This is a genomic window from Motiliproteus coralliicola (assembly GCF_003345655.1).
Taxonomy (GTDB): Bacteria; Pseudomonadota; Gammaproteobacteria; order Pseudomonadales; family Balneatricaceae; genus Motiliproteus; species Motiliproteus coralliicola.
Window position 1 is genome coordinate 317,080 of the sequence record NZ_QQOH01000001.1, and the last position, 20,657, is coordinate 337,736.

The 20,657-nt window shown below is 56.6% G+C and carries 20 protein-coding genes; 11 read left to right on the forward strand and 9 right to left on the reverse strand.

Annotated elements, in window-relative coordinates:
• Nucleotides 1-137 precede the first annotated feature (137 nt).
• The 4 genes from ccoG (at nt 138) to ccoS (ending at nt 4,971) form a co-directional block, all read left to right on the forward strand.
• Nucleotides 138-1,568 (forward strand): cytochrome c oxidase accessory protein CcoG, encoded by a 1,431-nt coding sequence (ccoG, locus tag DV711_RS01540; RefSeq protein ID WP_207802512.1) that lies wholly within the window; start codon nt 138-140, stop codon nt 1,566-1,568.
• A gap of 62 nt (nt 1,569-1,630) precedes the next feature.
• Nucleotides 1,631-2,125, forward strand: coding sequence for a FixH family protein (locus DV711_RS01545; protein WP_114693885.1), 495 nt, complete (start codon nt 1,631-1,633; stop codon nt 2,123-2,125).
• A gap of 7 nt (nt 2,126-2,132) precedes the next feature.
• Complete coding sequence (locus DV711_RS01550; RefSeq protein ID WP_114693886.1) at nt 2,133-4,673, forward strand: heavy metal translocating P-type ATPase; 2,541 nt, start codon at nt 2,133-2,135, stop codon at nt 4,671-4,673.
• Between the two features lie 37 nt (nt 4,674-4,710).
• Nucleotides 4,711-4,971: a cbb3-type cytochrome oxidase assembly protein CcoS gene (gene ccoS, locus DV711_RS01555; protein WP_114693887.1), complete on the forward strand. Its 261-nt coding sequence runs from the start codon at nt 4,711-4,713 to the stop codon at nt 4,969-4,971.
• Nucleotides 4,972-4,976: 5 nt separating this feature from the next.
• Here the strand turns inward: ccoS and DV711_RS01560 are convergent, their stop codons facing one another.
• A complete protein-coding gene (locus DV711_RS01560) occupies nt 4,977-5,648 on the reverse strand; it encodes a hypothetical protein (RefSeq protein ID WP_114693888.1) in 672 nt (223 codons plus the stop codon).
• A gap of 119 nt (nt 5,649-5,767) precedes the next feature.
• Here DV711_RS01560 and DV711_RS01565 point away from each other — a divergent pair, with 119 nt between their 5' ends.
• Complete coding sequence (locus DV711_RS01565; protein WP_114693889.1) at nt 5,768-6,286, forward strand: hypothetical protein; 519 nt, start codon at nt 5,768-5,770, stop codon at nt 6,284-6,286.
• Nucleotides 6,287-6,318: 32 nt separating this feature from the next.
• Here the strand turns inward: DV711_RS01565 and DV711_RS01570 are convergent, their stop codons facing one another.
• Nucleotides 6,319-7,005 carry a sulfite exporter TauE/SafE family protein gene (locus DV711_RS01570; RefSeq protein ID WP_114693890.1) on the reverse strand — a complete coding sequence of 229 codons (687 nt, stop codon included), beginning with the start codon at nt 7,003-7,005 and terminating at the stop codon, nt 6,319-6,321.
• 69 nt (nt 7,006-7,074) lie between these two features.
• Nucleotides 7,075-7,824 (reverse strand): helix-turn-helix domain-containing protein, encoded by a 750-nt coding sequence (locus DV711_RS01575; RefSeq protein ID WP_114693891.1) that lies wholly within the window; start codon nt 7,822-7,824, stop codon nt 7,075-7,077.
• 185 nt (nt 7,825-8,009) lie between these two features.
• On the opposite strand from DV711_RS01575, the gene rlmM reads away from it, so the two are divergent.
• Nucleotides 8,010-9,071, forward strand: coding sequence for a 23S rRNA (cytidine(2498)-2'-O)-methyltransferase RlmM (gene rlmM / locus DV711_RS01580; protein ID WP_114693892.1), 1,062 nt, complete (start codon nt 8,010-8,012; stop codon nt 9,069-9,071).
• A 47-nt stretch (nt 9,072-9,118) separates the two neighbouring features.
• Here the strand turns inward: rlmM and DV711_RS01585 are convergent, their stop codons facing one another.
• Nucleotides 9,119-9,403, reverse strand: coding sequence for an antibiotic biosynthesis monooxygenase family protein (locus DV711_RS01585; RefSeq protein ID WP_114693893.1), 285 nt, complete (start codon nt 9,401-9,403; stop codon nt 9,119-9,121).
• Nucleotides 9,404-9,593: 190 nt separating this feature from the next.
• Between DV711_RS01585 and tusA the strand changes: the two genes are divergently transcribed.
• Together tusA and DV711_RS01595 are read left to right on the forward strand one after the other, a co-directional pair.
• Nucleotides 9,594-9,836, forward strand: a complete 243-nt coding sequence (gene tusA / locus DV711_RS01590) for a sulfurtransferase TusA (protein WP_114693894.1) — start codon at nt 9,594-9,596, stop codon at nt 9,834-9,836.
• A gap of 45 nt (nt 9,837-9,881) precedes the next feature.
• A complete protein-coding gene (locus DV711_RS01595) occupies nt 9,882-10,316 on the forward strand; it encodes a ProQ/FINO family protein (RefSeq protein ID WP_114693895.1) in 435 nt (144 codons plus the stop codon).
• A gap of 63 nt (nt 10,317-10,379) precedes the next feature.
• Here the strand turns inward: DV711_RS01595 and DV711_RS01600 are convergent, their stop codons facing one another.
• Nucleotides 10,380-11,444: a DUF3080 family protein gene (locus DV711_RS01600; RefSeq protein WP_133297379.1), complete on the reverse strand. Its 1,065-nt coding sequence runs from the start codon at nt 11,442-11,444 to the stop codon at nt 10,380-10,382.
• A 206-nt stretch (nt 11,445-11,650) separates the two neighbouring features.
• Nucleotides 11,651-13,366, reverse strand: a complete 1,716-nt coding sequence (locus tag DV711_RS01605) for a PHA/PHB synthase family protein (RefSeq protein ID WP_114693897.1) — start codon at nt 13,364-13,366, stop codon at nt 11,651-11,653.
• A 148-nt stretch (nt 13,367-13,514) separates the two neighbouring features.
• On the opposite strand from DV711_RS01605, the gene DV711_RS01610 reads away from it, so the two are divergent.
• Nucleotides 13,515-13,766 (forward strand): glutaredoxin family protein, encoded by a 252-nt coding sequence (locus DV711_RS01610; RefSeq protein ID WP_114693898.1) that lies wholly within the window; start codon nt 13,515-13,517, stop codon nt 13,764-13,766.
• Nucleotides 13,767-13,789: 23 nt separating this feature from the next.
• Here DV711_RS01610 and DV711_RS01615 read toward each other — a convergent pair whose 3' ends face one another.
• On the reverse strand, nt 13,790-14,602 hold the full coding sequence (locus DV711_RS01615; RefSeq protein ID WP_114693899.1) for a TatD family hydrolase: 813 nt from the start codon (nt 14,600-14,602) through the stop codon (nt 13,790-13,792).
• 110 nt (nt 14,603-14,712) lie between these two features.
• On the opposite strand from DV711_RS01615, the gene DV711_RS01620 reads away from it, so the two are divergent.
• Nucleotides 14,713-15,651, forward strand: coding sequence for a chemotaxis protein CheV (locus DV711_RS01620; protein ID WP_114693900.1), 939 nt, complete (start codon nt 14,713-14,715; stop codon nt 15,649-15,651).
• A gap of 70 nt (nt 15,652-15,721) precedes the next feature.
• Here the strand turns inward: DV711_RS01620 and DV711_RS01625 are convergent, their stop codons facing one another.
• Together DV711_RS01625 and DV711_RS01630 are read right to left on the reverse strand one after the other, a co-directional pair.
• Entirely contained in the window at nt 15,722-16,138 is a 417-nt protein-coding gene (locus tag DV711_RS01625) for a hypothetical protein (RefSeq protein WP_114693901.1), read from the reverse strand.
• A gap of 258 nt (nt 16,139-16,396) precedes the next feature.
• Nucleotides 16,397-18,460 carry a transglycosylase SLT domain-containing protein gene (locus DV711_RS01630; RefSeq protein WP_114693902.1) on the reverse strand — a complete coding sequence of 688 codons (2,064 nt, stop codon included), beginning with the start codon at nt 18,458-18,460 and terminating at the stop codon, nt 16,397-16,399.
• A gap of 142 nt (nt 18,461-18,602) precedes the next feature.
• On the opposite strand from DV711_RS01630, the gene DV711_RS01635 reads away from it, so the two are divergent.
• Nucleotides 18,603-20,537: an ATP-binding cassette domain-containing protein gene (locus DV711_RS01635; RefSeq protein ID WP_114693903.1), complete on the forward strand. Its 1,935-nt coding sequence runs from the start codon at nt 18,603-18,605 to the stop codon at nt 20,535-20,537.
• The last annotated feature ends 120 nt before the right edge of the window (nt 20,538-20,657 follow it).

The window sequence follows — 20,657 nt, forward strand, 5'->3', positions numbered from 1 at the left end:
TGTTTGGGGTTACGAGCTTATATATTAATAATTACTAATATAGAATAGCGGCAGTGAGTGTGAATATCAGGGACGGGGTGTCATTGACGTAGCCAGAGCAGAGCTACGGCACCTTAAGTCAGCAAAGGAGAATTCGGGTGAACGATCTGAACAACCAGATTCCTACCAGTACGGTAGATGATATCTACGCCGAGTCTGGCCATTGGCACGTTAATACTGGTGAGGAGAAGATCCACGCCAAGCGTATGGGTGGTAAGTGGCGCAATTTGAAGTGGTGGTCCAACAGCTTCTGGCTGCTATTTTTCCTGGGGCCCTATCTACGCTGGGATGACCGCCAAGCGGTGCTATTCGACATCCCTAATCGTCAATTTCATATTTTTGGCGCAACCATCCTGCCTCAGGATTTCTGGATGCTGGCGCTGCTGTTGCTGTTCTTTGCCATCCTGCTGGCCGTCGTAACGGCTGTTGCCGGCCGGGTTTGGTGTGGTTTTTTCTGTTTCCAGACTGTCTGGACCGATATCTACACCTGGCTCGAAGAGAAGTTTGAGGGTGGGCCGCAGAAACGTCGTAAATTGGATGCGGCTCCCTGGACCTTCCAGAAGATTAAAGTCAAAACCCAGAAGCATGCGCTTTGGCTGCTTGTTGCTTTCCTGACCGGGGTTAGTTTCGTGGCCTGGTTCCAGGACTCCTTCACCCTGTGGGGTGAGCTGGTTCGTTTCGAAGCGGGGATGGCCTCGACGGTCTTTATCGGGATGTTTATCGCCGGTACCTATGTGTTGGCAGGTTTTCTACGCGAGCAAGCTTGTCTGTGGTTGTGCCCCTATGCGCGTATTCAAGGGGTCATGATCGATAAGAGCACGATTCTGCCGACTTACGATTTTGTTCGCGGTGAGCCTCGTGGCCGGATCAAGAAAAATCAGAAAGAAGAGGATCGCACTACCGGCGACTGTGTCGACTGTAATCAGTGTGTTGCGGTATGTCCGACCGGTGTCGATATCCGTCACGGTCAACAGGAAGGCTGTATTACCTGTGCGCTCTGTATTGACGCCTGCGATGCGGTTATGGAGAAGGTAGGCCGTCCGACCGGCTTGATTCGCTACGAGTCGTTGGAGGGCTTGGAAACTGGCCACAGTGTCCCGTTGCATAAGCGTGGCCGGGTTTGGGTCTACTCGGCAATTCTGACCTTCGCTCTGAGCGGTATCGTCTACGGCCTGAGCACGTTGGGTGCAATCGATCTGAAGGTACTTCATGATCGTCAGCCGCTGTTCGTGATGCAGAGCGATGGCTCTATCCAGAACAAGTACACCCTCAAGGTGCTCAACAAGCTTAGCGATGACGTTAAGATCATGGTGATCGCTGAAGGCCCGGAAGGGCTGAAGATGACGGGCTCTGAGGACGGCTTTAATGCTCGTCACGGCAATGTCACGCCGCGCACCGTGTTTGTACGGGTGCCCCAGTCATCGCTGACGGCTGAATCGATGCCGATCAAGTTCACCATCACGACTTCAAAAGGTACCGAAGTCTTCAGCAGTAGTCGTGAGAGTGTATTTATCGGCCCGGCCCGATAAAATAAACCGGCCCGGCGGCTTGGCCGTCGGGCTTTGTTGTTTTTTTAGAACTAGTGTTACTTATGACTAAGTCTTCTCCCTGGCGCAGCCCTGTGTTCCTCATCTGGAGTGGCCTGCTGCTGATGTTTTTTATCGCCAACGGCGTCTTTATCTATCTGGCTCAAACCAACGATCCGGGACTCGTAGTGGATAATTATTACGAGCGAGGTCAGGATTACGAGAAGAACATGCTTAAGCGCATGGCGCAGGATCCAGGCTGGAATATGCGTATCGAACCGGCCCCGAAGCTGATTCAGAATACCGATGGCGAGGTTCGCTTCTTCCTCAGTGATAAAGAGGGTGAGCTGCTGGTTCCTGACAGCGTAAGGTTGTTCGCCTATCGCCCGACCCATAAAGAGGGTGATTTCGACGTACCGATGGAAGAGCTGCAGAACGGTGTCTACCGCGCTATGGTCGCCTTCCCGCTCCCGGGTATCTGGGATGTGTTGGTGGTGGTCACCAAAGCCGACGCCGAGTACAGCGAAGCGTTGCGCATCAACGTCGCCAAGCCTGAATAACCGTTAAATGACGGAGTCGTCGACCCTGTCCCGCCAGGCCGAATCGTCTGCTGACGCAGTCGAGCCCTGTTATCACTGCCAGTTGCCACTGCCGGCCAACGAAATCGTTGACGGCTTGATCGATGGTCAGCGTCAGCAGTTCTGCTGTCAGGGCTGTCGCTCGGTCGCCGAGACGATCCATGGCGCCGGCTTGGGCGGCTTCTATGATCGTATTCTCGAAGGCGAGCAACTGGCGCCGCCGCCAGAGCTGACCGATGCGTTGGCGATGTACGACCTCGAAGAGGTGCAGCAGGAGTTTGTCGCCACCGGGCAGGACGCATCTGAGGTGCATCTGCTGGTCGAGGGGGTCCATTGTGCCGCCTGCGTCTGGCTGATCGAGAACAGCCTGCGACGTCAGCCGGGCATCGAAGAAGCTCGGGTCAATCTGTCGGGCCGTAAACTCAAGGTGCTTTGGGACCGCAGCCGGCTGCCGCTGTCCCGGATGTTGGAACTGCTGGGAACGCTTGGCTACAAGGCGGTTCCCTATGATCCCAACAGCGCCGAAGACAGTTTCAAGAAACAGAATCGTCACCTGCTGTTCCGGATGGGGTTCGCCGCCTTTGCGATGATGAACCTGATGTGGATCTCGATCGCGCTCTATACCGGCGCGGATCAGGGTGAGTTCCGCGGATTGTTCCACTGGGTCGGATTGGCACTGGCTACTCCGACACTAATCTATTCCGGTTACCCGTTCTTCCGTGGAGCCTGGTTCAGCATACGTAATCTGAGCCCCAATATGGATCTGCCGATCGCCATCGGCGTCACCATCACCTATCTCTATTCGACCTATGTCACCTTCACCGGCTCGGTGGTCGGGGAGGTCTATTTCGACACGGTGGTGAATTTTCTGTTCGTGATCTTGGTTGGTCGCTACCTGGAAGCGATGTCCAAGCGCAAGGCGCTGGCGTCGACCCAGCGTCTGCTTGATCTGCAGCCGAAGGTGGCTACTCGGCTGACCGCCGGTCCCGACGGTGACGAATCCGAGCTGGTGGCGATTCGGGCGATCAAGAAAGGTGATCGGGTGCTGGTCAAACCGGGTGAGCGAATTCCGGTCGACGGGATCGTACTGGAAGGTAGTAGCCAGCTCGATGAAGCCATGCTGACCGGCGAGTCGATCCCGGTGACTAAGGGCGTCGGGGCGCAGGTGAATACCGGCACCTTGAACGGCAGCGGTACGCTGGTGATCCAAGTAACAGGCCTGCTGGGCGAGAGTGCGCTGGGCCAGATTATTCATCTGGTGGAAGATGCCCAGAGCAGCCGGGCACCTATTCAACGTCTAGCTGATCGGGTTGTGCCCTGGTTTGTAATGGTGACGCTGTCGTTGGCGTTAGCCAGCTTCATCTGGTGGTGGGGGGCAGGCATTGAGCAGGCCTTGATGGTGGCGACATCGGTGCTGATCATCACTTGTCCCTGTGCGCTGGGGATGGCCACGCCGATGTCGATTGCGGTGGCCTCGGGGCTTGGCGCGCGCCACGGTATCTTGGTGAAAAACGGCGAGGTGCTGGAGCGACTGTCGGCGATTCGACACTTTGTGTTCGACAAGACCGGAACCCTGACCGAAGGTCGGATGCAGCTCAGCGCGCTGGTGACCTCGAATCAATACTGGCAACCGGATCAGAAGGTTGCCATGGACACGGAGACGGCGGCACTGTTGCGGCAGGTCGCCGAGATAGAGAAGCTTTCTGAGCACCCGATTGCGGCTGCGATCGTAAGCTGCGCTGAGCAGCAGGAGTTGAAGCCAAGGGCGATCTCTGCCGAACAGTTCAGCAGCTTTCCTGGTCAGGGCGTTGTCGGGGTGGTCGATGGCCACCGTTGGCTGATCGGAACACCGGATTGGTTACGCCAGCAGCAGGTCGAGTCGAATGCTCGGCTGGAGCAGGCCGCCACCGAGATGGATCGACGTGGCATCAGCTCGATACGAGTGGCCTGCGATGGCCGGGAGCTGGCGCTGATCGCGTTGGAAGACCGGATCCGTGAAGGTGCCAAGGAACTGATCGATCGGCTTAAGGCCCAGGGGGCCGAAATAACCTTGCTCAGCGGGGATCGCCGCCAGACAGCCGAAGCGGTGGCCGAGCAGCTGGGCGGTATGGAAGTGATCGCCGAAGTATTGCCGCAGGATAAGGATCGAACGATCGCCGAGATCCAGGCCCGTGGGCATGAGGTGGTGATGGTGGGTGACGGCGTCAACGATGCTCCATCACTGGTCCGGGCTGATGTTGGGATCGCGCTGGGCTCGGGTACCGATGTTTCGATCGCCAGTGCCGATATCGTGCTGCTAAGTAATGATCTGGCTCGAGTGGATCAGGCGGCTCAGTTGTCGCAGCGAACCCTACGCACAGTACGACAAAATATTGGCCTGTCGTTAGCCTACAACAGTATCATGGTGCCATTGGCAATGATGGGGCTGGTCACGCCCTTGGTGGCAGCGATTTTTATGCCGATCAGTTCGTTAACGGTGATCGGTAATGCCGCGCGAATTTCGACGCTGTTCCGTCGTAAGAAAGCGTGATTGGCGACGGCAAACAGTTGAGAGTTGGAGGTCTACGATGGAAGTGATTTATGGTTTGATCCCGGGCATGATTGCGATGGGGTTGATCGCGGTTGTCGTATTCTTCTGGGCTGCCAAGAGCGGTCAGTTTGACGATCTGCAGGGCGAAGCGCATCGTATTCTGATGGATGACGATCTGGATGATCTGGAAGAGGTTGATCCAAAGTCCGAGGCTGCGCAAACCCAGCAAAAGGTGGCAGAGGTTGATGTCGACTCCCCGGATGAGGAGTCGAATCAGTCAGAGACGCGTAATGGCTAGAGCGATCAGCTTTCTGGTTGTTGAGCCTGAAGCGGCTGGATCAGCGCGTCGAAGCGCTGCGGGTGGATATACTGGAAAACCTCTTTGCTTTCCGGATTAACGGCAATATCGAGGCCTTTGGCCGGGTATAGCCAGTGCTGTGGACCCTCAGGATCATCGAGCTTCTGTGCCGGTTCACCGAACTGGCGGCTGATCAATTCGGGCTCAAGATCGGCGCTCGGAATGTAGGTGATCAGATCGATGGTTGAAGCCATCGCCTGTTGGATGTCGGTATCGGCCAGTTCGACCTTTTTAGTGCCGCTGCCGAGCTGACTGATTCGCAGACCACGATCGAACATCTGCGCCGCTTTATTCTGGTCAACGGCCAGGGTCATGACAAAGTCGGCCCGGAGGCCACTGAGGGAGGCGCGCTGGAAGTAGGCCTCCACGGCGTATTCGCCGGCAGGAGAGCGGAACAGACTCAAGGTCGGATCCTGTTGCAGCAGTTGGCTGGCCTGACTTAACGGGCTTTGGCCGAGGACCAGCCCGAACACTTCGGTGGCACCGTCGTCACGAAGATTGATCTGCCAGGGCAGCTTTGGATTGACGTCGGCTTGGCGGCCTCCCGGAGTGAGGATGGCCAGGGCGGAGACAACGATAACGACGGCCAGGATAACGAGTGGTATTTTGCGGTCCATAGGGGTTCCGGGTTGAAAATATATGGTGCAGATCCGTTCCGCACATGAAGAATTAATAGGGTTGCGATTGTAGCAATCTGCACGAAATAAAACAGTTAAGTGATTGATGGAGACCGTCGATGCAATTTGAGATCACCGCTGAAGAGATGGCCAAGGCCAAAGTGCCCCATGAGCTTTTTCTGACCAACCTGATCGGTAACCACATCCTGTGGTTTGTCGCTTCACTGGGAATTGTCAATTCCATGTGGCAACCGCTGGCGCTTGTGCCGGTGGTGTCCTGTGTGGTGCTGCTCTTTACCATCATGCGGGCCAAGAAGGAGCGTGATCGGGGCGCCAGCTGGTATGTGATGTGTCATTGGCAGATGGCGGCTCGCCGCTCGATGGTTTTCTTAGGCGTGCTATGTCTGTTGCTGGTTATTTCCGGACTGGGCTGGGTTGGCTATACCTACCTCGGGATGATGAAGGTGGCGGTGCTGGCCATTATTGGCGGTATCGGTTTGCTGCCGACCTTGGTTTCCGTGCTGGTTCTGATCGTGATGGAATCTGATGCGATGCATCAGGCGGCCCAGGGCAAGTTATCCAAAGGCACCTTCGAGCGTTTTCCCAACTCCGACGTGGTGGTGTTGGACGAAAATTAATCCGATCGGTAGGGCTAGGGCTCGATAGCAATCTAGCCCAACAGCAGGGCACGATAGAGTGTCCAGACTCCGAATCCCAGTACCAGCAGGCCGGACAGCTGCTTGACCCGTTTCGATTGCAGAAGATGCGCGGCGGCTCCAGTGAGAACTCCCATCAACAGCAGATTCGGTAGCGTTCCTAAGGCGAATGCCAGCATCAGCAAGGCACCGTTGATCAGGCCACCACTAGCCGTGGCGTTGATTAACATGCTGTAGACCAGTCCACAGGGCAGCCAGCCCCACAGGGTGCCCAGTAGCAGGGCTTGAGAGGGAGTCTTGACGGGGAGTAACCGACGTCCCAGCGGTTCGATTTGCACCCATAATCCCCGCCCCAACTGCTCAACCCGGTTTAGCAGCATCCACCAACCACCCAGATAGAGCCCCAGCAGCATCATAAAGATGCCGGCAAACCCCAGTAGCACCCGCTGGGCGGTTTGTAGTGGCAGCCACTGGACCAACAGGATGCCAAGCCCTCCCATCAACGCACCGGCCAGGGTGTAACTGAAAATTCGGCCCAGGTTATAGCTGAGCTGGAACAGCAGTAGAGTGGCGGCATTTTCCCGCTGTTTAGGTTCCAGTCCGAGGTTCAGGGTGCCGGTGATCCCGCCGCACATCCCCAGGCAGTGGACGCCGCCCAGCAGTCCCACCATAAAGGCGCTTAGATAGGAGAGGGTTTCCATGGTTCTCCGCTGTAAAAAAAAGAGTCCCTTGGGGACTCTAAGTGGTTCTCAACGTAGAACGCTAGGGTATCAGATTTGCTGCGGCAATCCTGAAGAATCCTGCAGTAATTGCTTGTCCAGAATACGAATATGCTTGCCGCGAACGGCAATGGCGCCGGATTGATGCAGCTTGGTGAACAGCCGGCTCAGGGTCTCTTTGCGCAGACCCAGGAAGTTGGCGATATCGTCACGCGACATCGGCAGTTGGAACTGCTCGCTGGCCAGGTTGCGCTCGTTCAGACGCAGCGACAGGTTCATCAGGAAGGCGGACAGTCGCTGTTCGGCATTTTTACGCGCCATCAGCATCGCAAACTGGCGGTGCAGGTCGTAATTTTCCTTATTCAGCATGTCCTGCAGGTTTTGCTGCATCGACGGCACCTGATTCAGGGTGTTGTTGACGCAGTGCATCGGCAGTTGGCAGACATGACTGTCTTCCAGCGCAATAGCGCTGAAAGGGTAGCGTTTCGGGTAGATGGCGCTCTGACCGACGGTTTCGCCGGAAAGTGCAAAGCCAACGACCAGTTCTTGAGCGCTTGGGTCCTGGTTGACCAGCTTGAAGGCGCCAGAAGTAACGGCAAAAATGGCATGGAAGCCGTCGCCTTCATGGAACAGGTACTCGCCGCAACGGATCGGCTGCCGACGCTCGACAAACTCGTCCGCCATGCTCAGTTCGCGACCGCCGATATCGATCGGCTTGCAGAGCGGGAAGAGGCCGCAATCATCACACTCGATGTGTTGAACGCTGTCCGTACGGCTATCAGTAATGATGGTATCGGTCATGTTGCTATCTAAATCCCCAGATCGCCGTGGCTGTAGCTGACGGCAGCTTGCTGTCTCAATCGTTGCGCAAAGGATCGCATTTTGCCGTGATAATGGAATTGAGTTTTATCAAGTAGTGCGTATGGCGGTAAAAAATAGTTGGAATTGCGCTCCCTGGAGCGGCTTCGTGCGTATAATGCCGCCCCATGGATCATCTTGTACTCTATTGTCGCCCGGGGTTCGAACCCGAGTGTGCGGCTGAAATAACTGAACTGGCCAACAGCCTTGGGGTTGCCGGCTACGCCCGTACCGACCGAGGTCAAGGCTATGTGGTCTACCACTGCCTGGTTGAGCAGGGCGCATTGCAACTGGTAACCGAACTGCCTTTTCGGCAGCTTATCTTTGCGCGTCAGTGGTTTGCCGCGCAGCCGCTGATCGAAGGATTACCGGCCCATGATCGCATTGGACCGTTGTTGCAGCAGCTGGATACGTTACCTCAGTGCGGCGAGTTGATGATCGAGACTGCCGATACCAATGAAGCCAAAGAACTGGCCGGTTTCTGTCGTAAGTTCACCGCCCCCTGTGCCGCCGCGATGCGCCGCCATGGGCTGCTCAGTGCCAAGCGTACTCAGCGGTTGCCGCGGCTACATCTGTTCTTTCTTGACTCGTCTCGAGTCTATGCCGGGATCAGCAATCCGGGGAACCATGCGCCGCAGCCGATGGGCATACCGCGATTGAAATTCCCGGCGGCGGCACCGAGTCGCTCAACTCTGAAGCTGGATGAAGCCTTTCTGCATTTTCTAAGCGCGAACGAGCGTGAAACCTTACTCTGTCCGGGGCTGCGGGCGGTCGATCTTGGCGCCGCACCGGGCGGTTGGACCTGGCAACTGGTCAAGCGCCACATCCGAGTCACCGCCGTTGATAATGGACCGATGGCCGAGTCATTGATGGAATCGGGGTTGGTTCAACATGCGATGGAAGACGGCTTTCAGTATGAGCCGCGTAAGCCGGTCGACTGGATGGTTTGCGATATGGCCGATCAGCCCACCAAGGTGGCCAAGCGGATGGCGTTGTGGCTGGAGCGTGGTTGGTGCCGTCGGATTATCTTCAACCTGAAACTGCCGATGAAGAAGCGCTATGCGTCGGTGGTGGAGTGCTGCGAGCTGATCAGCCAGCAGCTGGATCAGGCCGGTGTTGGATTTGCCTTGGATATGAAGCAGTTATATCACGACCGTGAAGAGGTTACCGGCTACTTGCGTGTAGCCTGAGTCCGGTGAGTGTTCTCCGGTCTCAGGCGCTGAGGTATCGCCGGTACCTAGATGTGAGTCATGATGGTGATCTTCTCATCCTCGAGCAGCATCGGTCTTAGTTGTTCCATGATCTCTTTGCGCGCTTCACTGTGATACCAGTTTTCCCAATCCCGCAGATTTCGGTAGTTGGCAAAAATTATCCGATGGTTAGGGTTGCTGGCGTTCTTAAGCGACTCGCCGCTGATAAATCCCGGTGTGCTCATGGCGGTTTGCAGCGTGCTGCTGGCGCGCTGTTGATAGTGATCGGCCAGGTCTTCGGCGATTATCCGCTCGATCATAACCTTGATCATTGAAGGCCTCCTATACTGACGGCTTGCTGATGGGTATTGGGCTGCCCGGCAAGGGACAGATAATCTTCTATATACCTGAAGTATAAAGCTAATTGTCTAATTCGTAGATGGATGTGAAAAAAAACCTGAGGTCTCTTTTTCCCGCCGCCAGCTTTTGCGACAATAGCCCTTCGGAAATTAGGGCGGCAGTATGTCTGAAATAAAAGCTGATCATCAGATGGACGCGGTGGGACTGTATTGTCCCGAGCCGGTGATGATGCTGCATAACAAAGTTCGTGATATCGCCATCGGCGAAGTGCTTGAGGTTGTGGCGACGGATCCGTCGACCCAGCGCGATATTCCCAAATTTTGTGCCTTTCTTGGCCATGAGCTGCTCAGTGAGCGGGCCGAGGCCGATCGTTTCTATTACCTGATTCGTAAGGGCGAGGGTTAACCCGCCAGACGGATCTCTTTTCCAGTTCCCGATTACGCTAGTGCTATGACTGAAACCCAGACTGCTAAACCTGCAAATGCTTCCCGCAATAAAAACCGTGCTGCCAACCAGGCGGCGGTGACTCAGATCTCTGAGCTCTACCCGGAAACCTTCAACCGTGAAGCGGTCAAGCCGCTGAAGATCGGTATTCAGGAAGATCTGCTGGCCGATGCCAAACTCTCCAAGGGCAAGATCAAGCGGGCGCTGGCCTCCTATGTCCGCTCACCGCTCTATTACAAGTCGCTGGTTGAAGGGGCGGATCGGGTTGATCTGACCGGCCAGTCTGCCGGCAAGGTGACCGAGCAGGAAGCAGAGCATGCTAAGGCGATGCTGAAAAAAGCCCGTGAGCAGCGTCAGCAGCGTGCTCAAGAGCAGAAAAAGCAAGCCAAGCAGACTCGTATCAACGACAAGCTGGCGCAGCTGGTTAACAAGCACAGCTAACTGCGACGATTCTGTCCGAGGTAAATAAGCGGCTGCATCGATGATGCGGCCGTTTTTTGTTGTTCAGCTGCCGGGCATCAGGCCGCAGCTGCTCAATACCTGTCTCCAGCTGCGTGTGTGCCGTTGAATGGCTTGCTCGAACTGTTGCCAGAGCCCATTCTCGGCGACCGGATCTAGCATCTGCCGGTGATATCGATCCCAATCGCTAGATGGTCGGGCTTGTTGCGCCAGCTGGTCCATCAGCTCTAACCAGGAGCGACCGTTGCGGTAGGTTCTTGACAGGTAGGGTTGAACACCGCCGCCGTAATAGCGATCAAAGACGTTCCTCAGGTACTCAGCCTGGGTGCTTGAGCGGCCGTTGAGGCAGAGTGGTCGTTGGCGGGTGGCTCGATCCAGGGTCAGCGAGGTTCGATTCAGAATGTCGATCAACAGCTGGATCGAGCTGAACAGTTGGCTGCCGTATTCACCGTTGTACAGGCTTTCATGGCCACTCTCGAGTCGCTCCAATTGCTTGGGAAGTGGGAAAGGGTCGGCCGGCGGGCTCAGTGGCCCAGCCAGCGAAACCATCACTTCCAGCGCGCGCAAACTATCCCCGTAGCCCGGATGCCCTTCGAGTGGAATCGGCGGTCGTGACAGGGACAGGTTACGTTCCATCGCTTCTGAGGCGAACACGCTGTTCCACCATACTGGGATCAGGTTGGTGCTTTTGATCTGGTAAATCTGGCGCAGTTGCTCACTGAATGCAGCATCGGAAATAGATTGCTGTTGATCGCGCCTAAGACAGGGTTGGAGTTTGGCGAAAAACTGTAGCTCGTAATTGAGCTGTATGGAGGGTTTCATCACCTTCCCCAGCGAGCTGTTACGCTCAGCGATCAGCGGTAACAGCCCGCAATGGCGCAGCTCCAGGCTGTCCAGCAGGCCGCTGCGTAGCTCTTGTGTGGCCAGCCGCCGGTCCCGTCGAGAAGGAAGCGGTAACACCTTGGCTTGGGTTTGTGAGCTTCCCGCCTGGGGTTCGACTTCCAGTACATTCGCAACCCGTTGCAGATAATCCTCCAGCATCGCCGGTGGGCTCGATACGCCACAGCCGCTCAGGCTGAGTATGAGGCTGAGTACGAGGCCGAGTGGCACCCAGCAGGATCTGACTTGGAACAATTGCGGCGATGACAAAGCCTTCCCCTTGGTCGCTAGTTACCTCAAGTGTAGGTGCTTTGCCGCTAAGTCCGTCGCAGGCGGGTCGGGCCTGTACTTTTGAGGCGCTGGCAGATTGCCGTATCGGGCACAAAAAAGGGGCTGATAAATCAGCCCCTTGTCGATGGTCTAATAGGATGGTGGGATCAGTCGATCCGAACGGCGACGTAGCGGCCCGGAGCCGGCTCGATCGGCGCGTGGTCTTTGCTGCCCAGTTCCTTAGGTGCTTCGATCTGCTTACCGGCGCGTTTCTTCAGCCAGGCGCTCCAGTGGCTCCACCAGCTACCTTCCTGCTTCTCTGCGCTATCGAGCCACTGATCCGGGGTTCCGCCAAGTTCACCGTTGATCCAGAAGTGACGACGGTTGCGGCTGGCCGGGTTGATAACGCCGGCGATGTGGCCGCTGGCACCCAGAACAAATTCGCAGTTCTTCAGCATCTCGGTGCCCTTGTAGGTGGATTTCCAAGGCGCGATATGATCTTCGATGCAGGATAGGAAGTAAGACGGTGTCTTGATCTTGGCCAGATCGATCGGGGTGTTGCAGATGGTAACGCCACCCGGCTTGGATAGGTTGTTCTCCAGGTACATGTTGCGGATGTAGAAGCTGTAGAAATCCGCCGGCAGGTTGGTCGGATCGCTGTTCCAGTACAGCAGGTCGAACGGTACCGGATTTTGGCCCTTGAGGTAGTTGTTGACCACGTAGGACCAGATCAGGTCGTTGGAGCGCAGCATATTGAAGGCGGTAGCCAGATTCTTACCGTTCAGAACGCCTTCCTGCTCAACTTTCTGCAGCAGTGAGCCGACTTCGTCGTCTCCCAAGAAGACGCCGATGTCGCCCGGTTCTTCAAAGTCGGTCATGGTGGTCAGGAAGGTGGCGGAAGAGACAGTGTTGTCCTTGCGCTCGGTCAGAACCGCCAGGGCGGTGGACAGGATAGTACCGCCGATACACCAACCGGCGGTGTTAACCTTCTTGCTGCCGGTGATCTTCTTGACCACTTCCAGGGCTTCCAGTACACCGGACTCGATGTAGTCGTCCCAGTTCAGGTGGCTCTGCTCGGGGGTGGCGTTGACCCAGGAAACCATAAAGGTGTTGTTACCCTGGTCGACGTTGTACTTGGCAAAAGAGTTACCCGGCTGCAGGTCCATGATATAGAACTTGTTGATGCACGGCGGCACGATCAGCAGCGGACGCTCGGCGACCTTTTCCTGGGTCGGGGTGTACTGGATCAGCTGGAACAGCTCGTTTTCATAGACCACCTGACCTTCGGTGGTGGCGACGTTCTCGCCCAGTACGAAGGCTTCTTCGTCGGTCATGGTGATGCGACCCTTGTCCAGGTCACCCAGCAGGTTTTGCAGACCGCTGATCAGGCTTTGGCCTTTGGTCTCAACGGCTTGCTGCAGCACTTCCGGGTTGGTGGCTGCGAAGTTGCTCGGAGACATGGCGTCGATGTATTGCTGGGTGAAGAACTCCAGCTTCTTTTGGCTCTTGTCGTCCAGGTTGACGTTCTCGACCGCTTTATTAAGCAGCTTGGAGGCGATCAGGTAGGACTCTTTGATGTAGTTGAAGACCGGGTTTTCGCTCCACTCATCGGCTTTAAAGCGGGAGTCCCGGTTGGTTGCGGCGGCATCGCTACCGGTCAGTAGGGTGGACCAGAACTGCAGCGAGCTGCGCTGATATTCATTAATTGCCTCAACCCAGCCCTGGGGGTCGGTGGGGCGGCTAAGCAGTTGTGACCAGGCGCTGTTCAGGTTGTCGAGGTACTGCTCTCCAACTTGGCCGCCGAACATTTCCACCAGCTTGTGGGTTTCGGCGTTCATCGCGGTGAAGAAGTTTGTGGCGTCGGTGTTGCTGCTGCGATCCATACTAATTTACTCTTTCCTGATGGCTGTAGAGATGCGTTGGCCCGGCGCTTGGGCTCCTGCAGGAGTGGTAAACTACCACATCTGGAAAAAACTCGCCCTAGCAGTTAGTGGTATATCGCAAATAATCCCTGCAAGTTTGGAGCTATTCATGCCTCGATTGGTGTTGTACGGAACTTTAGGCTGTCATCTGTGTGAGGTAGCTGAAAGCTTGCTTGCCAGTGAATTGAACCCTCAACAAAATCCAGTAGAAGTTGTTGATATTGCTAATGAAGATCGCCTGGTTGAGCACTACGGTGTACGTATTCCTGTGCTGCAGGATCAGCTCAGTGGTCGTGAACTTGGGTGGCCATTTGACGCGGCTCAGCTACAGCGGTTTGTCGCTTCGTTACAAGCGCAATAATTGTTATATCGCAACGGACTTTGCTAGTGGCTGGGCTGGATATTGAAGAACTCCAGGCTGGTGCGGCGGGTTTGCTGGGCCAGTTGCTCAAAACTGATGCCCATATGCTGGGCGGCTACCCGGCCGATATGGGCCAGATGGCAAGGTTCATTGCGGCGTGACTTAGGCTTGGGGCGAAGATCCCGGGGCAGCAGGTAAGGAGCGTCGGTCTCCAGCATCAACCGGTTGGTTGGTATTTCCTTTAGTAATGGTGGTAGGTGGGCGCCGCGCCGCTCGTCGCATAGCCAGCCGGTAACGCCGATATGCAGGTCAAGATCCAGCAGCCGGTAGAGCTGCTCTTTATCACCGGTGAAACAGTGCAGCAGGGCCTTGTCGAGACTGTCACGATAGTGGCCGACGATCTCGATAAAGCGATCGTGGGCATCACGCTCGTGCATCAGTACCGGCATCTTTAATTCACAAGCTAGCTCAAGCTGTTGTTCGAAGGCCCGGATCTGGTCGGGACGGGGAGAAAAATCACGGTTGAAATCCAGCCCGGTTTCTCCCACGGCCTTGACGCACTCTTGTTGGCTCAGCTGGCGTAGTTGCTCCAGGCTGTCGGCATCAAAGTCGCGACTGTAATGGGGATGCACACCGGCGGTACTGAACAGCATTTGAGGGTGCTGTTGACACAGCTCTACCGCTTGCCGACTCTCGTCCAGAGTTGATCCGGTGACGATGATTTCGGTAACGCCGGCGGCGGCTGAGCGCTCGAGAACCTGATCAAGATCAGCTTGGAAGCTTTTGTCGGTCAGATTGACCGCGATATCGGTAAGTGGGGCGTTGCTGAAGGCCATGATTTTCGGTAGTTTCGGTGCAGGTTCAATATCCCCGGAGGGCCAAAGTTGACTATTCTAACTCAGATAGGCGAGCTGGCCTGTAATAACTACTGATAGGGTGCCCCAAGATGTCAGGGATTTTAGATTCGGTTGACCAGCGTACGCAGCTGGTGGGCCAGAACCGTTTCGAGCTGCTGTTGTTCCGGCTTGGACGTCATCAGCTGTTTGCCATCAACGTCTTCAAGGTCAAAGAAGTACTTAAGCTTCCGCGACTGAATGCGATCCCAAACTCCCATCCGGTCGTGATCGGTGTCGCCAATATGCGTGGGCAGACAGTACCGGTGATCGATCTGAGCGCGGCGATCGGCATGCGCCCAACCGAGATCACCGAAACCGCCCATATGATCGTGACCGAGTACAATGGCACGGTGCAGGGGTTCCTGGTCAGCGATGTCGAGCGAATCCTGAATCTGGATTGGAGTGATGTGATGCCGCCGCCGGTCACCGCTGGACGGGCTCACTACCTGACCGCGATCACCCGATTGGAAGATAATCGCCTGGTCGAGATCGTCGATGTGGAGAAGGTATTGGCGGAAGTCAGCCCCTATACCACCGAGATTACCCCGGGATTGATAGAAGATGAGGTTCTGGCGATCGCCCAGAGCTGCGAAGTGATGGTTGTCGATGACTCGCAGACCGCCCGTGACCAGGTGCACAGCACCCTTAGCAATCTAGGTATCCAGATCTACGAAGCGGTTAATGGAACCGATGCGCTGCAGCAGTTGCGCGCCTTCGCCGAGCATACCGACGGTAGCCTCAGCGATCGTTTCTTGATGGTGATCACCGATGCCGAGATGCCGGAGATGGATGGTTATCGTCTGACTACCGAGATCCGCGCTGATGACCGGCTCAAAGATCTCTATATCGTGTTGCACACCTCTCTATCTGGCTCGTTTAACCATGCCATGGTTGAGAAGGTGGGCTGTAACGACTTCCTGCCCAAGTTCGAATCGGACCGGCTGGCGAAACTGGTTAAGGATCGGATCAAGGTGGTTTATAACCTCTAAACCCGGGTTTGTCTCAGCCATTAAAAAAGGCCAAGCATTGCTTGGCCTTTTTTGTTCGGTGCGATGAGCTTTACTCGGTTTTAAGCTGCGCCAGACGTTTTTTTGATGCCGCTTCGGCAATTTTGGGATCGAGAATTTCCGTGCCGGATTGGCCCAGTATGACCCGACTGGAAAGTTCCAGGGCATAGCCGTTGGAGCCCTGTTCAAATTGGCTGTTTAGCGGCATCCCGGCGTTGCTCATCGTTGTTTCAAGCTCTTCAAGCATCTCTTCCGGAGTGAAGCTATCGGCCAGTTCGATGACCCGGTGCTGACTTTCTTTATGGAGATGCAGCTGCACGATCAGCGCCGAGCCGTGGGCGCTTTTGATCTGATAGTCCGCCTCCTTTTGGGGGTCGATAAAGAAATGGACGATCAAAAAGGCCAGCAATCCGAGAATGACAACCTCGGCCAGGAAGGTGGGGCGAGGGCTTTTGTTGGATCCGATCATGCAGCATGTTTTCCGTCAGTGGCAAGTCAGTTGCTTGAGGGGCCCTCAAGCTTGGTCATGAAGTATAACAACCGGGATTGCGTCAACAGATTGAGCCTTATCAAGCCAGAGGATCAACGGCGCGTTAATCCACTGGCTTGTGCGTGCGGATCTAGCCGCGAATCCGGTACGAGGGAGCGCTGCAGCCTGATGATGCCGACCGGTCAAAGGATCGTTCCTTCCATCCAGAACGGCGATCGCAACGCTATCCGCTTGAGCCTAACGGCTGCTATTCCGATCTTTGGGATCGGGAACGACGGCCATGCGCTCATGGGGGTGTAGCAGCTGTTTAGGCTGGCCGAGAATGTCGCTGTAGATCAGCGAAAAACTCAACACATTCTGCACGTAGTTCCGGGTCTCATCGAATGGAATGGTTTCGATCCAGATATCGGTGGGAAGGTCGTTTCGTTGTGCCAGCCAGCGTTTCACCCGATGGGGGCCAGCGTTATAGGCGGCGGTGGCCAGCACTCGGTGACCTTCGTAACGACGACCCAGCCCGGCCAGGTAGTGACTGCCGAGCTTGATATTAAAGCCGGGTTCGGCCAACTGGCTACGACTGCGGTAACGGATCTTGGCCTTTTTAGCGGTCTCTTTGGCTGTGGCCGGCATCAGCTGCATCAACCCCATGGCTCCGGCATGGGAGCGGGCGTCGGGGGTGAAGGCACTCTCCTGGCGGGCGACCGCCAGAATCCAGGTTGGTGCGATGGCGTGTTTGCTGGCCGCTTGGTGGATCGGATCGCTGTAGGCCACCGGGAAACGCAGCAGAATATCATCCCATTGGCGAGCGGCGATGGCTCCCCGGATCGACTGTTCGTACCATCCCCACTGGCGGGCAAGCTGGGCTGCCTGGTAACGCTGCTCGCGACTCAGTTGGCGGGTACTGGCGTACCACTCCCGTCTGGCATCGCGAAGCTGGTTGTGCAGGTACAGCTCGCGGGCTCGGATCAGTCCGGGCTTACGGGCCAACTGGCCGATATAGTCCGGGTCCTGAGCCAGGGTGCGATTGTTGAGCTGGTAGCCGCCTCCCAGTTTGTCGGCCGCCATAAAGCCGTAGAAACTGCGTTCGAACGTCAGCTCGTTATAGATTGACGCCGCAGTGGCGATCGCTTTATCGCCTCCCTCGGCTTCCAGTGCCCGGGCTTGCCAGTAGCGCCAACGATCGCGTTCGCGTTCCGACTCGGGCAGCTGCTCCAGTAGTTTGGTGACCGCACTCCAGTCCTGGCGCAGGATCAGATTACGAAGCTGCCATTCAAGGATCTGCGGGTCTTGGTGCTGTGGATCGAGACGTTGGCTTAACTCGCCGATGCTGTCGGGATAACGGCGCAGCTGCCGAACCGCGAAGCTACGGTAGAGCTGTTGTTGGACTTCCGGCTCAAGCTGCAGAGCTGCGGCCAGGCGCTCGAGCTGGTCCAACCCCATCAGCGGCTCCAGGCGACCGAGGCGCTTGAGGGTAATCAACAGTAAACGCTGCTGCTCAGCGGATAAGGGCTGATCCGAAACCAGCTGAAAGCGGCTCAGCTGCTTAGGCCTGCGATGCCATGACAGTGCCTGTTCAGCCTGACGCTTCCACTCGGGGTTGTTGAGGCGTTTACGAACATAGCCGGCCAGCTTGGTATTACCCTTCTCCAGAGCCAGCCAGAAACGGTCCCAGGCGTGTTGTTCGGTATATTGATTGCTCTCAAGCCAGACCTTGAACGGCTTGTCGCAGGCTTTGGGTCGTGAGCTGCCGTGGACCCAGATGCTACCGACTTCGCGCAGCATCTTGTCGGTTTGGCCCTGCTGGTGCAGTGCCCACAGATATTGGCACTGCAGGCTGATACCGGCCGATTCGGGGCGGTAGTTGTCGGTTAGCACCTGCCAGCGCTTACGTTTGGCCTGCTCGCTGATCCAGCTCTGGTACAGCCGTCTGGCCAGCGGCGAATCGCTGTAGTTCTTTTCGAACTGTTGTAGCTGTTCGGCGCTAAGTTTATCCAGCTGCTGCCGATGGCGTTGATACAGCAGGTAAGGATAGAGCGGGTAGTCGCTCAGTTTCGGTAATAACCGCTCATAGGTTTTGTAGTCCCGCTGGTTCAGGGCCTTCACTCCCTGCCGGTACTGTTGCCGTTGCTGCTCCAGCTTGGAGCGGTCCTGTTCGATAATAGATGCCTGGCTCTGCAGCGTTAATCCGGGCAGCGGCAGGCTGAGCACCGACAGGCCGAGCAGGTAGACGGCGGGTCGAAAGAAGCGTGAAAGAGGGCGGGCGGAAGTGGTGTGGCGGCGACGGGATACGCGGTCGATTTGCAAAACCTGAGCCTCTTGGTTTCAATGGCCACCCTTCAGAGGGTTTGGCAGTAGAATAGTTCAAACTGCTGAGCTTTCCGAGTGCATTCACTGCCAAAGCGGCAGGCGGATTGCCCCCTTACCTGAATAGAATGGCGTTACTTATATGGCCCTGTTGAGACTGAATCAAGCGTCGCTGGCATTTGGCGATAAACCGTTGTTGGATCACGTGGACTGGGTGGTTCATCCGGGTGAGCGGATCGCGCTGATCGGTCGAAACGGCGAGGGTAAGTCGACCCTGTTGAAGGTCATTACCGGCTCGCTGTCGCTGGATTCCGGCGAGCTTTGGAAGGCGCCTGAGACGGTGATCGGAGTGTTGGAGCAAGAGCTTCCCGCCGCGGATGAGCGTCAGGTGTTTGAGGTGGTGGCCGAAGGGTTGGCCCATGTTCAGCAGCTGCGCAACGAGTACGACGAGCTGGCCGTGCAGGCCCATGACGAGGCCGGATTGCAGCGCTTGGAGCGCCTGCAGCAGCAGCTCGAAGCGGTCGACGGCTGGCATCTGGAACAGAAGGTCGAGCGGGTGTTGCTGCGTCTGGGACTGCCGGGACAGGTACAGATGCAGGAGTTGTCAGGCGGATGGCGGCGTCGGGTGGCGCTGGCCCGTGCGCTGGTGACCGAGCCCGATATCCTGTTGCTGGACGAGCCGACCAACCATCTGGATATCCATACCATCGGCTGGTTGGAGCAGCAGTTGCTCGAGTTTCGCGGCACCCTGATCTTTATCACTCACGATCGTAGCTTCCTGCAGCGCTTGGCGAACCGAATCGTCGAGCTGGATCGGGGCCGGTTATTCCCGTGGGAAGGCGATTACAGCAGTTTCCTCAAATACCGCGATCAGGTGCTGGCCGACGAGGCGCGTCAGAATGCGCTGTTCGATAAAAAGCTGGCTCAGGAGGAGGTCTGGATCCGTCAAGGGATCAAAGCCCGTCGAACCCGCAACGAAGGCCGGGTTCGGGCGTTGAAGGCGATGCGGAATGAGCGCGCCGAGCGACGCGAAAAGCAGGGCAAGGCCAGCTTCAGCGTCGAGCAGGCCCAACGAAGCGGAAAGTTGGTGGTCGATGCCGAAGCGATCCACTACAGCTACGATCGGCAGCGCATTATTAACGATTTCTCGGTACGTATCCTTCGCGGTGACCGGATCGGTCTGATCGGCCCCAACGGTGTGGGCAAGACCACCTTGCTGCGTTTGTTGTTGGGGCAGCTGCAGCCCGACGGCGGCAAATTGGATATCGGCACCAACCTGCAGGTGGCTTACTTCGATCAGCTGCGTGAACAGCTGGATCCGGAAAAAACCGTTCTCGACAATATCGCCGAGGGGCGGGAATTCATCGAGATCAACGGCAAGCGCAAGCATCTGATCGGCTATCTGAGTGAATTTCTGTTCCCGCCGGCCCGTACCCGGGCCAAGGTGAAGTCGCTGTCCGGGGGGGAGCGTAACCGCCTGCTGCTGGCGCGTCTGTTCAGCAAGCCGGCCAATGTGCTGGTTCTCGACGAACCCACCAATGATTTGGATCTTGAAACCCTGGAGCTGCTGGAGGAGATCCTGTCCGATTTCCAAGGTACGGTGCTGCTGGTCAGCCACGACCGGGAGTTTCTCGACAATGTGGTCACCAGTACCCTGGTCTTCAGCGGTGGTGGCAAAATTCGCGAATATATCGGTGGTTATCAGGACTGGTTGCGGCAGGGCGGTGAGCTGATTCAGACCGAACTTCCCCAGGCTGCTCAGCAGAAACTCGAACAAAGTACCGGCCAGGCCGAACAGGATGGCGCGAACACGGCAGCCGAACCGACAAAAACCGAAGCCAAGCCGGCACCGGCCAAGAAGAAACTCAGTTATAAGTTGCAGCGGGAGCTGGATCAGTTGCCGGGTCAGATGGAGCAACTGGAGGCGGAACTTGAGGCCTTGCAGGAAGAGACCGGCGCGGCCGATTTCTACCAGCAGCCCCATGATAAGGTGGCGCAGCGATTGGAAGCGCTGCAAAACTGCGAGCAGGCGCTGGAGCAGGCGATGGAGCGCTGGGTCGAACTGGAATCGATGTAGTAACGCCAACGCGCCGGGACGGCTTGTCGCTGCCGGTCCTGGCGCTTTAGCAACAGGCTTGGAATCCCAATGCCTGTTCTTGATTATCGCTTGCCGTTCCGATGGCCGGAGGCGGGCTCG

Coding starts and splice junctions, on each gene's coding strand:
- rlmM (WP_114693892.1), top strand. CDS start 8,010: ATGGATCATCTTGTACTCTATTGTCGCCCGGGGTTCGAACCCGAGTGT.
- DV711_RS01605 (WP_114693897.1), bottom strand. CDS start 13,366: ATGGATCGCAGCAGCAACACCGACGCCACAAACTTCTTCACCGCGATG.
- DV711_RS01560 (WP_114693888.1), bottom strand. CDS start 5,648: ATGGACCGCAAAATACCACTCGTTATCCTGGCCGTCGTTATCGTTGTC.
- DV711_RS01595 (WP_114693895.1), top strand. CDS start 9,882: ATGACTGAAACCCAGACTGCTAAACCTGCAAATGCTTCCCGCAATAAA.
- DV711_RS01565 (WP_114693889.1), top strand. CDS start 5,768: ATGCAATTTGAGATCACCGCTGAAGAGATGGCCAAGGCCAAAGTGCCC.
- DV711_RS01610 (WP_114693898.1), top strand. CDS start 13,515: ATGCCTCGATTGGTGTTGTACGGAACTTTAGGCTGTCATCTGTGTGAG.
- DV711_RS01620 (WP_114693900.1), top strand. CDS start 14,713: ATGTCAGGGATTTTAGATTCGGTTGACCAGCGTACGCAGCTGGTGGGC.
- ccoS (WP_114693887.1), top strand. CDS start 4,711: ATGGAAGTGATTTATGGTTTGATCCCGGGCATGATTGCGATGGGGTTG.
- DV711_RS01635 (WP_114693903.1), top strand. CDS start 18,603: ATGGCCCTGTTGAGACTGAATCAAGCGTCGCTGGCATTTGGCGATAAA.
- DV711_RS01585 (WP_114693893.1), bottom strand. CDS start 9,403: ATGATCAAGGTTATGATCGAGCGGATAATCGCCGAAGACCTGGCCGAT.
- DV711_RS01615 (WP_114693899.1), bottom strand. CDS start 14,602: ATGGCCTTCAGCAACGCCCCACTTACCGATATCGCGGTCAATCTGACC.
- DV711_RS01625 (WP_114693901.1), bottom strand. CDS start 16,138: ATGATCGGATCCAACAAAAGCCCTCGCCCCACCTTCCTGGCCGAGGTT.
- DV711_RS01545 (WP_114693885.1), top strand. CDS start 1,631: ATGACTAAGTCTTCTCCCTGGCGCAGCCCTGTGTTCCTCATCTGGAGT.
- DV711_RS01550 (WP_114693886.1), top strand. CDS start 2,133: ATGACGGAGTCGTCGACCCTGTCCCGCCAGGCCGAATCGTCTGCTGAC.
- DV711_RS01575 (WP_114693891.1), bottom strand. CDS start 7,824: ATGACCGATACCATCATTACTGATAGCCGTACGGACAGCGTTCAACAC.
- tusA (WP_114693894.1), top strand. CDS start 9,594: ATGTCTGAAATAAAAGCTGATCATCAGATGGACGCGGTGGGACTGTAT.
- DV711_RS01570 (WP_114693890.1), bottom strand. CDS start 7,005: ATGGAAACCCTCTCCTATCTAAGCGCCTTTATGGTGGGACTGCTGGGC.